The following is a 14,740-nucleotide window of genomic DNA, read 5'->3' as shown; positions in this document are numbered from 1 at the left end:
GTGCGCACCACATAGGTGCGTGGGTGGGTCAGTTCAGCGGTCACGATCGTTGATTCTACGGCGGTTCTGCCGGGCCAGTTCCGGGTGCGCCGAGGGCGGGTAGCACGGCTGGATGAGCCGATCGTGTCCGCACTGTTACCCCTGCTGCGTCGCCAGCGAAACATTGAGCGACTAGGTTGCACCCATGGCTGATAGTTCCGTGACCGGTGTCACAGCAGACGACGACCGCGGTATGCCCGCCCATTCGGGCGAACCACTGGTGGTGTTGGAGGGCGTCAACAAGCACTTCGGCGAACTCCACGTGCTCCAGGACATCAACCTCACCGTGCACCGCGGCGAGGTGGTGGTGGTGATCGGTCCGTCCGGCTCGGGCAAGTCCACCCTGTGCCGCGCGATCAACCGGCTGGAGCCGATCGACGACGGCTCGATCACCCTGGACGGGCAGGCGCTGCCGGAGGAGGGCAAGGCCCTGGCCCGGCTGCGGGCCGACGTCGGCATGGTGTTCCAGTCGTTCAACCTGTTCGCCCACAAGACGATCCTCGAGAACGTCACGCTCGGGCCGATCAAGGTCAAGAAGATGAAGCCGAAGGCGGCCAAGGAGCTGGCGATGGGCCTGCTCGAGCGGGTCGGCGTCGCGAACCAGGCGGACAAGCTACCGGCGCAGCTGTCCGGTGGGCAGCAGCAGCGCGTGGCGATCGCCCGGGCACTGGCGATGCAGCCGAAGGTGATCCTGTTCGACGAGCCGACCTCCGCCCTCGACCCGGAGATGGTCAACGAGGTCCTCGACGTCATGGTGGCCCTCGCGAAGGAGGGCATGACCATGGTCGTGGTGACCCACGAGATGGGCTTCGCCCGCAAGGCCGCGGACCGCGTGGTGTTCATGTCCGACGGCCAGATCGTGGAATCGGCGGACCCGGACACGTTCTTCGACCACCCGACCAGCAACCGCGCCAAGGACTTCCTCGGCAAGATCCTCACCCACTGACCCGGCCGATAACCCGACCACAACAGTTGCCAACCACAAGGAGACAACGATGAAGAGAACGCGAGTGGCGATTGCCGCGATGGCAGCGATCGGCGCCCTCACCCTGGGCGCCTGCCAGGCCGACGCGGGCGACCCCGACGACGCCGGCGGGGACACCGGCGCCGAGACCACCGATGGGGCCGACGCCGGTGACGGTGGCGGCGACACGATCCGGATCGGCATCAAGTTCGACCAGCCCGGGCTGGGCTTCCAGGACGGCGCCGAGTACACCGGCTTCGACGTGGACGTCGCGACCTATGTGGCCGGGGAGCTCGGCTACAGCCCCGACCAGATCGAGTGGGTCGAGGCCGTCTCCGCGAACCGCGAGACGATGCTCGAGGGAGGTCAGGTCGACATGATCTTCGCGACCTACTCGATCACGGACTCCCGTGACGAGGTCGTCGACTTCGCCGGCCCGTACTTCGTCGCCGGTCAGGACCTGCTGGTGCGTGCCGACGAGACCGAGATCACCGGGCCGGAGGACCTGAACGGCAAGAACCTCTGTTCGGTCTCCGGTTCGACCTCCGCCCAGCGGATCAAGGACGACTTCGCCGACCAGGTGCAGCTGATCGAGCAGCCCGGGTACTCGGAGTGCATCCAGTACCTGATCGGTGGACAGGTGGATGCGGTGACCACCGACGACATCATCCTCGCCGGCCTCGCCGCCGCCGAGGGCAGTGGATCCATGACGGTGGTGGGCAACCCGTTCTCCGAGGAGAACTACGGTGTCGGCCTGCCCCCGGGCTCGGACCAGTGTGAGGCGATCAACGAGGCCATCCAGGCCATGTTCGACGACGGCAGTTGGGAACAGTTCATCACGGACAACACCGAGGGCACCGGGTACACCCCGAACGCGGACCTCAACCCGCCGACGCTGCGGGAGTGCGCGTCCTGAACCCAAGATCGGTGGGGCGGATGACGGGTCCGCCCCACCGATCGCGGCGCACCGGCACCCGGTCTGCGCCCTGCCCGGTGAGCGGCCGATCGGCCCCGAACGACACCCGAAGGAGGCGTGCCGTTGAGTGACTTCCTTGAGGTGCTCTCGAACTACGACATTCTGGGCGCGTACTGGATCAACCTGAGTCTGACGTTCTTCGCGGCGATCTTCTCCCTGATCATCGGCACCATCCTGGCGATGATGCGGATCGCGCCGGTCTCCTCGCTCCGCTTCGCAGGGACGACGTACGTGACGCTCGTGCGCAACACGCCTCTCACGATCATCGTGGTCTTCGCGGTGCTCGTGCTCTGGCCGGTGCTCGGCGTCCAGTTCTCGGAGACCTTCTCCATCAACTTCTTCTGGCTCGCCGTGGTCGCCCTCAGCGTGTATCACGCCTCCTTCATGTGCGAGGCCCTGCGGTCGGGGATCAACACGGTCCCCCTGGGCCAGGCCGAGGCTGCCCGTGCGATCGGGCTGCCGTTCCTGTCCGCCGCCCGCCTCGTCATCCTGCCCCAGGCCTTCCGCGGCGCGGTCGCCCCCCTGGGCAACACGCTCATCGCGCTGGTCAAGAACACGACCGTGGCGGCGGCGGCCTCGGTTCCAGAGGTTTCCATCCTGATGAAGGAGATGCTCGACCAGAACGGAAACTACGTGCTCCCGATCTTCCTGACGATCGCTGCCGGGTTCGTGATCATCGTGATCCCGGTCGGCCTCGCCGTGACCTACCTCTCCCAGCGTCTGGCGGTGAGCCGGTGAGTTCCCACTCCGTCCTGTTCGACGCGCCGGGGCCCAGGGCGCGACGCAACCAGATGATCGGCAACATCGTCGGCGCCGTAGTCGTCATCGGTATCGGCGCCTTCGTCGTCGCCCAGATGGCGAGCAAGGGCCAGTTCGCAGCGGAGCTCTGGAAGCCGCTCATCGAAGCGCGCTCGTGGCAGTACTACTTCTTGCCGGGTCTGCAGAACACACTGATCGCCGCCGCCTACTCGATCGTCCTGGCCATGGTCTTCGGCCTGCTCTTCGGTGTCGGCCGGCTCGCCTCGAACCGGGTCGTGCGCTGGTTCTGCGGAGCGGTGGTGGAGTTCTTCCGCGCGGTTCCGGTGCTCATCATGATGTTCGCGCTCTACGCGATGCTCCCGCGTCTCGGATTGACCACACCCGAAACGAATCCGCTGATCGCCGTCGTCATCGGCTTGACGCTCTACAACGGTTCCGTGATCGCCGAACTGGTGCGTTCCGGGGTCTACGGGCTGCCGAAGGGACAGCGGGAGGCCGGGCTGGCTATCGGGATGACCCGCGGAAAGTCCATCCGGTTCATCGAGTTGCCGCAGGCTCTGATCGCAATGCTCCCTTCTCTGGTGAGCCAGTTCGTGGTGATCCTCAAGGACTCCGCGCTCGGTGCCCTGATCACCTACACCGAGCTACTGCGGGCCGCGCGACTGCTCGGCAGCGACGCGCCGTTCCCGATCCTGCAGACGTTGTTCATGGCCGCGGTGATCTTCATCGTTCTGAACTTCATCCTGTCGCGGATCGCCGAACTCGTGGCCCGCCGGGTCGGTGGCCGGACGTCCGGAAGGGCCCGCGCGAACCCAGCGCCCCCGAACGCCGTCACGGTGCCCGCCGTGGGCGGCACCAAGTAGCGACCGGCTGACGGCCGCCGTTCGTGCCGCGAGGTACGAGTTCGGTTCAGGTCAATCTCCGTCGCCAGCCTCGACGACGCGATCGGCTGATGCACGGGCCGGCAGCTCGTCGTCAAGTCCCCGCTGAAGGAGCCCGCGCCCGACCCGCCCGAGAGACTCCACCAGTGGCGTCGGTCATCAGTCAGAGGCCGCCGGCCCTGTCATGAGCGTCGTCGTCCTCCTCGGCAAGCACCTCGTCCACGACCCGCAGCGCCACGGAGGGTGAGTAGCCCTTCCGGGCGAGCATGCCGACGAGACGTCGCCGGCGCTTCTCATGGTCCAGGCCGGCGCTGGAGCGGGCCTTGCGACGGACCAGGTCCCGCGCCGTGGCCTCCTCGTCCTCGGGGTCGACGGCCGCGAGCGCCTCTTCGGCGATCTCCCGGTCCACGCCCTTGCGGTGCAATTCGGTGGCCAGGGCCCGGCGGGCCAGCCCACGCTCGCTTCGCCGGGTGCGCACGAGCATCTCGGCGTACTCGACGTCGTTGACAAGCCCGACCTCCTCGAACCGGTCGAGGATCTTGGCAGCGACCTCGGCCGGCACGTCCTTCCTCGCCATCGCCTCCTCGAGTTGGGCGCGGGAGCGTGGCGAGTGGGTCAGGAGCCGCAGCGCGATGTTGCGTGCGACGGACTCCTGATCGGGTTCTGAGTCGACGGCTGCGGCTCCGGTGGCCGGGGGTTCACTCCCCCGGCCGCCGGAACGTTGCTGTGCGAAGCCCATCGGCCGTGGACCGTTCAGAAGTCGACGGCGTCGCCCGCCGCGGCGCCCGGCACGGCCTCGAGCGGCTTGCCGATGCCGAGCTTCGTCATGATCTTCTTCTCGATCTCCTCGGCCAGCTCGGGGTTGTCCTTGAGGAACCGGCGGGAGTTCTCCTTGCCCTGCCCGAGCTGGTCACCCTCGTAGGTGTACCAGGCACCGGACTTGCGGACGATGCCGTGCTCCACGCCGAGGTCGATCAGGCTGCCCTCGCGGGAGATGCCGACCCCGTAGACGATGTCGAACTCGGCCTGCTTGAACGGCGGGGCCATCTTGTTCTTGACGACCTTCGCGCGGGTGCGGTTGGCGACCGCGTCGGTGCCCTCCTTGAGGGTCTCGATACGCCGCACGTCGATGCGGACCGAGGCGTAGAACTTCAGCGCCTTGCCACCGGTGGTCGTCTCAGGACTTCCGAAGAACACGCCGATCTTCTCGCGGAGCTGGTTGATGAAGATCGCGGTGGTACCGGAGGCGTTCAGGGCACCGGTGATCTTGCGCAGCGCCTGGGACATCAGCCGGGCCTGCAGGCCCACGTGGCTGTCCCCCATCTCGCCCTCGATCTCGGCCTTCGGCACGAGCGCGGCGACGGAGTCGATGACCACGATGTCCAGGGCACCGGAGCGGATCAGCATGTCCATGATCTCGAGCGCCTGCTCGCCGGTGTCCGGCTGCGAGACCAGCAGTGCGTCGGTGTCCACGCCGAGCTTCTTCGCGTACTCCGGGTCCAGGGCGTGCTCGGCGTCGATGAACGCGGCGATCCCGCCGGCCTTCTGGGCGTTGGCCACCGCGTGCAGCGCCACGGTCGTCTTTCCCGACGATTCGGGACCGTAGATCTCGACGATACGGCCACGGGGCAGGCCACCGATACCGAGCGCGACATCGAGCGCGATGGAACCGGTGGGGATCACGGCGACCGGCGGGCGGGTGTCGTCGCCGAGGCGCATCACCGATCCCTTGCCGAATGCGCGGTCGATCTGGCCGAGGGCGGCCTCGAGGGCCTTGCTGCGGTCTGCAACGGGTGCAGCCATGGTGTCACCTTCACTTTTCGTCTCGGGCAGATGCTCGCTGAGCTCCACCGCATGTTCGGACCAGGGCTGGTCTGTTCAGGGACCCGCCCTCTCCGGGCGGCAACCTGCGACGAAGGCTATGTCCGACCACCGACATCCGGTTCCGAACACCCACTGGCTGTGGATGACACGGTTCCGTCCCTCACCTGTCCACAACCCTAGACGAACGGCCGTTCGATCCGAAGTTCCTGGCTCCCGACACGCCGAGCGAGTCGTGATCCTCCGCCCGGCGTCGTGCTCGTGGCGACTACCAGGTGTCCGGAGCAGCGCCCGCCGGCACGGGTTCGGGGCGGTCGACGGTGGTGGCGAGATCCACCACCCGGTGGGAGTCCGCGGCCACCAGGATCGACTCCATGATGTCCAGCACGTGCAGCGCGAGGTCACCGCCGGCCCGGTGCGGGCGGCCGGTCTCCAGCGCCCGGGCCAGGTCCGCGAGACCGTAGCCACGGCCGGCGTCGGCGTAGCCGGCGGACACCGGCACCGGCGACCACTCCGGGGCGTCCGGGGTGTACACCTCGACCGGCTCGGAGAACCGGTTCGGGTCCGGCACGGCGATCGTCCCGGCCGTGCCGTACACCTCGAACAGCGGGGCCCGGGTGGCCCACACCTCGAAGCTCACGGTCACCGTGGAGGTGACGCCGTCGGCGTGCTCCAGGAGCGCGCTCACGTGGGTGGCGACGTCCACGTCGATCGCGGAACCGGCCAGTGGGCCGGTGGCGACGGACCGCTCCCGGCCGGACGCCGTCGCCGTGCCCGAGACCCGGACCACCGGCCCGAGGAGGGTGACCAGGCTGGTGAGGTAGTACGGGCCCATGTCGAACAGCGGCCCGGCGCCCGGCTGGTAGTAGAAGTGCGGGGCCGGGTGCCAGCGCTCGTGCCCGGGGGCACTCCAGTGCACATGGGCGCCGACCGGGTCGCCGATGCCGCCGCTGTCGAGCACCTGCCTCGCCGTCTGGATGCCGGTGCCGAGCACCGTGTCCGGCGCGCACCCGACCCGCAGGCCGCGTTCGGCGGCCGCCGCCAGCACCGGCCGGGCCTGTGCGACCGAGAGTGCCAACGGCTTCTCGCCGTAGACGTGCTTACCCGCCTCGAGCGCGCGCAGCGCGACGTCGGCGTGCGCCGCCGGGATGGTGAGGTTCAGGACCGCGTCGGTTCCGCCGTCGGCCAGCAGTTCGTCCACGGACACCGCCCGCACCCCGCGTTCGGCGGCGACCGAGCGGGCCCGGTCGGCGTCGGCGTCCGCGACGGCGACCAGGCGCAGTCCGGGCAGCCGCGTGAGCGCCTCGAAGTACTGGCCGGAGATGTTGCCGACCCCGATGATGCCGACGTTCAGCGGCTCGCCCACAACAGCCCCCGTTCCACGATGGTGCGTACGTTCTCATCGTCGAGGACCTCGAGGCGGTGCCCGGCGGTGCACACGAAGACGCGGCCGGCACCCCACTGGCGGGTCCACACGGCAGGGGTGGTGACCGGCCGGTGCCACGGGTCGAAGTCGCGGGCGGCGAGCGTGGTGGTGGCGAGGACGTCGTTGTAGTCGTCGGTCAGGACCCAGTACTGCTCGGTGACCAGATCGAAGTCGGTCAGCCCGGCGACGATCGGATGGTCGGCCCGCTCGGGCACGATGTCGATCGTGTGGGGCACGTAGTTGTCCGACTGCTCACCCGGCAACTGGTCCTTCGGCGCCTTCGGCGGATGGTGCGCGAACTGGCCGCCGATCAGGTGCAGATAGTCGGCGCTGTTGCGGTAGGAGTCGGCGATCCCGCCGTGCCACCCGCCGAGCCCGGTGCCGGCCCGGACGGCGGCGATGAGGCCGGCGAGCTCCTCGCGCTCGATCGTGTTCATGGTGTTCGTCTGGACGATCAGGTCGACGCCCGCGAGGTAGTCCGCGTCGGTGTAGACGGCCGGGGACTCCTCCACCCGAACCTCGTAGCCGTTGGCCTGGAGGAACGGGATGACCGAGTCCGTGGTCTCGACGGGTTGGTGGCCGTCCCAGCCGCCGCGGACGATGAGGGCCGATCTGTCTGCCATGGGATATCCGTGTCCTTGCCTGGAGGTTGTCGGTCCGCGCCGAGCGACAGGTTGTTGCGCAACTTCTTCGATCCGCTTCGACTCCCAGGAAGCATGCCATGTCTATTTCTCACCATCAAGGGTGAACCTCTAGGCAACACGTTGCGCAACTGTTAGCCTCCGGAATGTGTCCCCCGTCACCCTCGCCAATGTGGCCGAGCGCGCCGGAGTGACCGTGCCAACGGCGTCCAAGGTGCTCAACGGACGTACCGATGTCTCGGCCGCCACCCGCGCCCGGGTCCTTGCTGCCGTCGCCGAGACCGGCTACCGCAGCCGCCGCGCGCACGGGGCCGCGCGCGCCGACGATGAGAGCGGTCTCATCGACCTGGTGATCAGCGGGGTCGAGGGCACCTGGGCGAACCGGGCGTTGTCCGGAGTGGAGTTCGCGGCGAACCTCGTCGGGCTCGACGTCGTCGTGATGGTCGCCCGCCCCGCCGTCGACCGGGACTGGGCCGCGCGCCTGGTCGCGCGACGCTCGAGCGGTGCGGTGCTGGCCCTGGTGGAACCCACGTCCGAGCAGTACGCCGCGCTCGCGGTCGCGAGGATCCCGGTCGTCATCATGGACCCGCGCACCGATCCCCCGGCGCACGTCCCGAGCGTCGGCGCTGGCAACTGGGCCGGTGGCCGAGCCGCCGCCCAGCACCTGGTCGACCTCGGGCACCGACACCTCGGGGTCATCGCCGGAGCGCCCAACCACCTGTACGGCCAGGCCCGGGTGGACGGCTTCGGCTCGGTGCTGCGCGAGCACGGACTGCAGGTGCGCGAGTGTGACGTGGTGCATGCGGACTGGGCCTACGTCGGCGCGGTGTCCGCGGCCATCCGGCTGCTCGAGCGACCGGACCGTCCGAGCGCCGTGTTCGCCTGTTCGGACAACATGGCGTTGGGCGCCCTCGAGGCGGCCCGGCGACTCGGCGTGCGGGTGCCCGAGGAACTCTCGGTGATCGGCTACGACGACGCCCCGGAGGCCCGCTGGACGACACCGCAACTGACCACGATCCGCCAACCGGTCGCCGAGATGGGCGCCGCGGCACTGCGGATGCTGCTGCGGGTGCGTGGTGGTGCCGACCCGATCGTGGGTGACGGCCACACCCCGCGTGAGGAACTCGCCACCCGTCTGGTCGCCCGGGGCAGCACTGCCCCTGGGCCAGCTGTCGGCGAACCGCACCGGACCGGGAAGGAGGAGGACGGCTAGACGGCCACTCACCCTCGGGGCGGAGGGTGGTCCGCAAGTTCAATGCTGAACAAGGCGGCAGGCGATGGCGCCGCCGCGAGAAAGGACCCGACATGTCAATGCGTGCTTCGAAGGCGGCCCTGAGCCGCCGCGGATTCCTCGGCGTCGCCGGCGGCACGGCCGCGGCCGGTGCCCTCGCCGCCTGCTCCGGCGGCGGTTCCGGCGGTGGTGGCGGCGGTGGCGACACCCTCAAGTTCTGGAACATGCCATGGGGTGGCACCGAGTTCAACCCGCGCGACAAGGAGATCACCGAGGCGTACGCGCCCGAGGGTGACCTGCCCGCCGCCGTCTACCAGGAGATCCAGTGGGCGAACTTCACCCAGACGTTCTCCTCGGCCGTCGCCTCCAACACCGGGCCCGCGGTCAGTTCCGGCGGTGGCACCCAGGCGTTCCTGTTCGAGTCACAGGGCAAGATCGCCTACGCAGACGACCTCCTCGAGAGCTGGAAGTCCAACGGGCTGTACGACGACTTCCTGCCCGGCCTGATCGATGCGATGAAGGTCGAGGGCGGGTACGCCGCCGTCCCCTACAACCTGGACATGCGGGTGATGTGGTACAACACCACGCTGCTCGACCAGGCGGGTGTCGAGCCGCCCACGGACTGGCCGAGCTACCTGGAGGTGAGCGAAGCCCTCAAGGGAATCGGCGTCTACAGCTTCGGGGTGGGTGCCGGCTCGGGGAGCTTCACCGGCAGCCACATCATGACCAGCTTCATGATCAACAACGGTGGCGGCCTGTTCAACGCCGACCAGGAGCCGGACTGCGTCACCGACGCCAACATCGAGGCGATGGAGTTCGTCCTCGAGATGGTGGCCAAGGGCTACGTGGACCCGGGCTCGGTCACCTACACCAGCGACAACGTGCAGACCCAGTGGAAGGACCGCCGGTTCGGGATGGGCTGGGACGGCGCCGGGCTCGCCGCCAACGTGGGCGGAGACGTCGCCGCGGAACTGACCGTGAACAGCCCGCTCGTGGGCCCGCACGGCGACCAGGGCGCCCTCTACTTCCCGAACAACATCATGATGTACACGAACACCCCGAGCCAGGAGGGCTCGGAGGCCTTCCTGACCTACTACTACCAGAACATGGCGCCGCTCTGGACCGAGCACACCGGGATCGGGCTGCCGCCGCTCCGGTCGATCGCCGAGACCCCGGAGTTCCAGTCCGACGCGAACGCGGTCAAGATCATCGAGGAGTGGCAGCCGATCTCACGGACCTGGGGTGCGCCCGGTTCGGACGCGCTGTTCCTCGGCGTCACCGACGTCGACGGCACCCCCGCCATGGGCACCTTCACCCAGACGATCCTGTCCGGTGCGGCGACCGCCGAGGAGGCGCTGACCACGCTGCAGCAGGCCCTCGAGGGCTGAGCCGCTCGGGGCCGCGGCGGCGCCGCACCGCCGACGCGGCCCACTCCGGAACGCACCGCCCACCGCACCTGTCAACGAAGGAGTTGCATGTCAACCGATTCCGTGGCGCAGTCCTTGCGCCGCGCGCGCTCGGGACTCGGCGTCGGCGGCGCCGGCCGCCCGCCGGATGCGCGCCCCAAGCGCGTCCTGAGCCCACGCAATGTGACCATGCTCGCCCTGGTCCTGCCCTCGATCCTCCTGGTCCTGCTGCTGAACGCCTACCCGGTGCTCTACGCGGGCGTCCAGTCCGTGCGGGACGGGGACCTGATCGCCGCCGGTGACTTCGTCGGTCTGGCCAACTACGAGGCCGTGCTGACCGACCCGGTGTTCTGGCAGGCGGCCCGGTTCACCCTGGTGTTCACCCTCGTCGGGGTGTTCGGAAGCTGGGCGATGGGGATGGGACTGGCGCTGTTGCTGCGCCACCGGATCCCGGCCGGGGGCGTCTTCAAGGTGCTCCTGTTGCTGCCCTGGGTGGTGCCGGTGGTGGTCTCGGCGACGTCCTGGAACTGGCTCGTGGCCACCCCGCAGAGTCCGCTGCCGATCCTCGCCGACGCGCTCGGCTTCGGGCGGGTGCTGTTCCTGGCGAACCCGCTGCTGGCTCAGATCACGGTCTGCATCTTCAAGGTCTGGATCAGCTTCCCGTTCATGATGATGATGATGGGCGCGGCCCTGGCCTCCGTGGACCAGAACGTCTACGAGGCGGCCCGGGTGGACGGGGCCAGCGGCACCCAGCTGCTGCGCACGATGACCCTGCCGCTGACGGCGAAGTCGACCTACATCAGCTGGATCCTGATGACGATCTTCTGCGTCAACGACTTCCCGACCGTGTTCCTGCTGACCGGCGGTGGCCCGGTGAACGCCACCCAGACCCTGGTGGTTCAGGCCTACCGCACCGTGTTCCTGGACTTCGAGACCGGGCCCGGCGTCGCGATCGCGTTCCTGATGACGGTCGTGCTCGTGGTGATCTCGGTCATCCTGTACCGCCGCGTCCGAAAGGTGGACATCGAATGAGCGCCGCGACCCTGTCCCGTACCTCCCCGAGGGCGGCGGCTCGCCGTCCGATCGCGACCGAGGCCGAGCTGCGGGGACGCTGGTGGCGGTTCACGGTGCTGCTCGTGGTTACCGCCATCACGATCGTCCCGATCGTCGCCGTGCTGTACCTGTCCCTCCAGCCCGCCCTGGGCAGCGCGGTCACGGCTCCGTTCACGTTCGAGAACTTCGCGAACGTCTTCGCCGGCACGAACGTGCTGCTCTGGCTGCAGAACAGCCTCGTTGTCACGCTGATCACGGTCGCGATCGCGGTGGCCGTGGCCGCACCAGCAGGCTACGTGCTGTCCCGCGGCCGGAACAAACTGGTCTCGGGCTACTCGCTGCTGCTGTTCATCATCCAGTCCCTGCCGATCGTGACCGCGGTGATCCCGCTGTTCATCCTGTTCGCACGGCTCAACCTGGTGGACAGCCTGACCGGGGTGACCATCGTCTACGTCGGCTCCACGATGTCGGTGGCCATCTGGATGATGGCGGCCTACTACGACTCGATCCCGATCAGCCTGGAGGAGGCCGGCTGGATGGACGGGGTGAGCGTGTTCGGCGGGTTCGTCCGGATCGTGCTCCGCAACTCCCTGCCCGGGGTGCTGTCGACGGCGATCTTCGCGTTCCTGCTGAGCTGGAACGACTACCTGATCGCCACGGTGTTCTTGCGGTCGGACTACAACTACACCCTCCCGATCGGGGTGCAGACGTTCTTCCAGCAGAACTCGACGAACTGGGGTCTGGTCATGGCGGTCGCCGTCGTCATGATGCTGCCGCCGATCATCGTGTTCGGGGTGCTGAACAAGTACTTCAGCGTCGGTGGGATCGGGGGCTCGCTTGCCGGGAAATGACACCCTCCGGACGGCCGTCGACCGGGTGATTCCGGCCGACGGCTGGCCGGGTGGCTGGGCCGGTGGTGTCCGCCGGCACCTGGAGTCGCCGCTCGTCGGGGAGCCGGCGCGGGCGGTCCTGGCCGATCTCGCCGCGGGCCTGGACGTGTGGGCGCGAGCCCACGGCGCCGCCGGATTCGGGGCACTGGCGCCGGCGGCGCAGGACGAGGGCCTGCGGGCCGCGCAGGCCGACCCGACCCTCGGGCCCGGCTTCGAACTGCTCCGGCGGCTGTGCTGGGAGGGGTACTACGCGGCGAGTGCCGGCCACTCCCCTGCCGGTCTGGCCATGGTCGGCTTCGCGCCGGTGCCGCCGGGGGTGGTCCCGGTCGAGCCCGAGCCGCTCGGCTCGGTCGATGTCGGGCAGGTACGACGGCGGTACGACGCCATCGTGGTCGGCAGCGGCCCGGGCGGTGGTACCGCCGCGCGCGTGCTCGCCGCCGCCGGGCGGCACGTGCTGCTCGTCGAGCGGGCACCGGCCCGCTCGAACGCCGAATTGCGCGGCGACCACCTGCGCGGCAAACGCAACGCCGTGTACTCCCCCACGGTCGGGCCCGGCCCGGGGTACCCGCGCGAGCTCGACACCGCGAACAGTTCAGACGGCCCGGTCGTGGTGGACGTGGCGACCGATGCCGGCCTGTACGGTCTCAACGCCGACGTCCTCGGCGGCGGCACCCGGGTCTGGCAGGGGATGGCGTGGCGGTTCCTGCCCGAGGACTTCCGGATGCGGGAGGTCTACGGCAATCCCGACGGCGCCAGCCTGGTGGACTGGCCGGTCGACTACGAGCAGATGGAGCCCTACTACACCCGGGCGGAGGCGGAGCTCGGCGTGGCCGGCGCCGAGGGCGCGCTCACCGCGCGCACACCACGCTCGGGTGGCTACCCGATGCCGGCGATGGGCACCGAGCCGGCCCGCGAGCTGCTCGCCCGGGCGGCCGAGGACCTCGGCTGGGGCTGGGGTCCGATCCCGCTGGCCCTGAACAGCGTCCCGCACGCGGGCCGGTCGGCGTGCGTGCGGTGTGCGCAGTGCGTGGGCCACGCCTGCCCGGTCGACGCCAAGAACGGCGCCCACAACACGGTCATCCCGGCGGCCCTCGCCACCGGCCGGTGCGACCTGCTCCAGGACGCGGAGGTGATCGAGGTCCGCGACGACCACGGCGCCGCCGGCGTCACGGTCATGGTCGGCGCCTCCGGACCGGAACCGGTCGCCCTCGAGGTGGCCGCGGACGTGGTGGTCGTCGCCGCCGGTGCGGTGGAGACGCCACGTCTGCTCCTCGCCTCCGGCCTCGGCAACGACCACCTCGGCCGCCATCTGCACGACCACCGGTTCGTCAGCATCCTCGGCACCGTCGATGACCCGGTGAAGCCGTACGTGGGGCCGGGCCACAGCATCGCCACCCTCGATCATGTGCACGCCGCCACGGTGCCCTGGGGCGGCGGGGTCCTCGTGGACCTGATGAGCCTGCTGCCGCTGACCTCCGCCGGCGCGCCCGCACCGGGGGTGCCCGGGTGGGGCGCCGGCCACAAGGAGTGGATGCGCACCGGCCGGGCGCACGTGTTCGGGGTGTTCGGGATGGGCCAGGAGATCCCGGTCGGGACGTCCCGGGTGGGTCTGAGCCCGCGGGTCCGGGACCGGTGGGGCCGTCCCGGCGCGATGCTGCGCAAGGACGTGCACCCGGCCTCCCTCCAGGTCGACGACGGCATGGCCCGCGAGGGTGCCGTCTGGCTGAGGGCGGCCGGCGCCGCGGACGTGCGCCGCCTCGTCGGGACGGCGACGGCCTCGGCCGCGGGCGAGCACTCGTGCGGCACGGCGCGGATGGGCACCTCGCCGGAGAACTCCGCCACCGACCCCTACGGTCGCCTGCACGGGGCGCGTCGGGTGGTCGTGTGCGACTCCTCGCTGCACCCGACGAACGGGTCGGTGAACCCGACGCTGACGATCATGGCGAACGCCTTCCGGGTCGCCGAGCACCTCGTGGCGAACTGGCCGGGCTGAGGTCCTCAGCCGCGCAGTCCCACGCAGTCCAGCTCCCAGAACACGTCCGCGTACACCAGCGCCCCGGTCATCCAGTCCCGATGCGCGGGCAACGTCACCACCTGGAACGCGGCCGGTGGGATTCGCACCGACGGCGCCGTGAAACCGCGCGTGCCGCCGGGCACGAACCCGAGCCGGGGGTAGTACCCCGGGTCCCCTTCGAGGAAGACGGCGGGCAGCCCGAGGTCGGCCGCGGCGGCGAGCGCCGAGCGGACGAGGGCCGCCCCGATGGCACGGCGCTGGTGGTCCGGCGCCACCGCGAGCGGGCTGAGCACACCCACCTCCACGAGTTCGCGCGGCGCGTCCAGCCAGGACCGGGTGATCAGGACCTGCCCGACGACGCCGTCGCCGGTGTCCGCGACGAGGGAGCACCCGTCACGACCGCACCGGTCGGCGCGCAGCGCGGCCTCGAGCGCGGCGACCTGTTCACCGTCGGTGCCGAAGGCGGCGCGGATCACCTGCCCGACGGCGTCCCGCTCCCCCGGTTGCTCGCGACGGATCTCGGTCGGTGTCCTCTGTTCCACCCGCCGCACGGTAGGGGCCCGCGGACGGTGACGGCAACGCTTTTGCCCGGCCGGGCCCCCTCACCCACGGCGAGCGGCCCGCCCGGCGTACCTGCGC

The 14,740-nt window shown here is 69.8% G+C and carries 14 protein-coding genes; 9 read left to right on the top strand and 5 right to left on the bottom strand.

Annotated elements, in window-relative coordinates:
* The first annotated feature begins 232 nt into the window (after window positions 1–232).
* The 4 genes from EXU48_RS16880 to EXU48_RS16865 all read left to right on the top strand — a co-directional run bounded on the left by EXU48_RS16880 (window position 233) and on the right by EXU48_RS16865 (window position 3,601).
* A complete protein-coding gene (locus tag EXU48_RS16880) occupies window positions 233–985 on the top strand; it encodes an amino acid ABC transporter ATP-binding protein (protein ID WP_133108983.1) in 753 nt (250 codons plus the stop codon).
* Between the two features lie 49 nt (window positions 986–1,034).
* Complete coding sequence (locus EXU48_RS16875) at window positions 1,035–1,919, top strand: glutamate ABC transporter substrate-binding protein (RefSeq protein WP_133108855.1); 885 nt, start codon at window positions 1,035–1,037, stop codon at window positions 1,917–1,919.
* 123 nt (window positions 1,920–2,042) lie between these two features.
* Entirely contained in the window at window positions 2,043–2,717 is a 675-nt protein-coding gene (locus EXU48_RS16870) for an amino acid ABC transporter permease (protein ID WP_133108854.1), read from the top strand.
* The gene (locus EXU48_RS16865; protein WP_235857088.1) at window positions 2,714–3,601 is read left to right on the top strand and encodes an amino acid ABC transporter permease; all 888 of its coding nucleotides are present in this window, start codon (window positions 2,714–2,716) and stop codon (window positions 3,599–3,601) included. The genes EXU48_RS16870 and EXU48_RS16865 overlap by 4 nt, the downstream gene beginning before the upstream one ends.
* A gap of 181 nt (window positions 3,602–3,782) precedes the next feature.
* On the opposite strand, the gene EXU48_RS16860 is transcribed toward EXU48_RS16865, so the two are convergent.
* The 4 genes from EXU48_RS16860 to EXU48_RS16845 form a co-directional block, all read right to left on the bottom strand.
* Window positions 3,783–4,358 (bottom strand): regulatory protein RecX, encoded by a 576-nt coding sequence (locus EXU48_RS16860; RefSeq protein ID WP_133108853.1) that lies wholly within the window; start codon window positions 4,356–4,358, stop codon window positions 3,783–3,785.
* 14 nt (window positions 4,359–4,372) lie between these two features.
* Window positions 4,373–5,422, bottom strand: a complete 1,050-nt coding sequence (gene recA, locus EXU48_RS16855) for a recombinase RecA (RefSeq protein WP_133108852.1) — start codon at window positions 5,420–5,422, stop codon at window positions 4,373–4,375.
* Between the two features lie 286 nt (window positions 5,423–5,708).
* Window positions 5,709–6,806, bottom strand: coding sequence for a Gfo/Idh/MocA family protein (locus tag EXU48_RS16850; RefSeq protein ID WP_133108851.1), 1,098 nt, complete (start codon window positions 6,804–6,806; stop codon window positions 5,709–5,711).
* Window positions 6,791–7,489 (bottom strand): ThuA domain-containing protein, encoded by a 699-nt coding sequence (locus EXU48_RS16845; RefSeq protein WP_133108850.1) that lies wholly within the window; start codon window positions 7,487–7,489, stop codon window positions 6,791–6,793. The genes EXU48_RS16850 and EXU48_RS16845 overlap by 16 nt, the downstream gene beginning before the upstream one ends.
* A gap of 166 nt (window positions 7,490–7,655) precedes the next feature.
* On the opposite strand from EXU48_RS16845, the gene EXU48_RS16840 reads away from it, so the two are divergent.
* The 5 genes from EXU48_RS16840 to EXU48_RS16820 all read left to right on the top strand — a co-directional run bounded on the left by EXU48_RS16840 (window position 7,656) and on the right by EXU48_RS16820 (window position 14,080).
* Window positions 7,656–8,720 carry a LacI family DNA-binding transcriptional regulator gene (locus EXU48_RS16840; RefSeq protein WP_133108849.1) on the top strand — a complete coding sequence of 355 codons (1,065 nt, stop codon included), beginning with the start codon at window positions 7,656–7,658 and terminating at the stop codon, window positions 8,718–8,720.
* A gap of 92 nt (window positions 8,721–8,812) precedes the next feature.
* A complete protein-coding gene (locus tag EXU48_RS16835; protein ID WP_207947794.1) occupies window positions 8,813–10,126 on the top strand; it encodes an ABC transporter substrate-binding protein in 1,314 nt (437 codons plus the stop codon).
* 87 nt (window positions 10,127–10,213) lie between these two features.
* Entirely contained in the window at window positions 10,214–11,176 is a 963-nt protein-coding gene (locus EXU48_RS16830) for a carbohydrate ABC transporter permease (RefSeq protein ID WP_133108848.1), read from the top strand.
* On the top strand, window positions 11,173–12,048 hold the full coding sequence (locus EXU48_RS16825; RefSeq protein WP_133108847.1) for a carbohydrate ABC transporter permease: 876 nt from the start codon (window positions 11,173–11,175) through the stop codon (window positions 12,046–12,048). Before EXU48_RS16830 ends, EXU48_RS16825 begins: the two co-directional genes overlap by 4 nt.
* The gene (locus EXU48_RS16820; RefSeq protein ID WP_165962866.1) at window positions 12,035–14,080 is read left to right on the top strand and encodes a GMC family oxidoreductase N-terminal domain-containing protein; all 2,046 of its coding nucleotides are present in this window, start codon (window positions 12,035–12,037) and stop codon (window positions 14,078–14,080) included. Before EXU48_RS16825 ends, EXU48_RS16820 begins: the two co-directional genes overlap by 14 nt.
* A gap of 5 nt (window positions 14,081–14,085) precedes the next feature.
* Here EXU48_RS16820 and EXU48_RS16815 read toward each other — a convergent pair whose 3' ends face one another.
* Complete coding sequence (locus EXU48_RS16815; protein ID WP_207947793.1) at window positions 14,086–14,643, bottom strand: GNAT family N-acetyltransferase; 558 nt, start codon at window positions 14,641–14,643, stop codon at window positions 14,086–14,088.
* Between the last annotated feature and the right edge of the window lie 97 nt (window positions 14,644–14,740).

It is taken from the genome of Occultella glacieicola (assembly GCF_004353825.1).
Classification (GTDB): domain Bacteria; phylum Actinomycetota; class Actinomycetes; order Actinomycetales; family Beutenbergiaceae; genus Occultella; species Occultella glacieicola.
The sequence above is the reverse complement of the archived record's forward strand: the minus strand, read 5'-3'. Positions and strand labels throughout refer to the sequence as shown.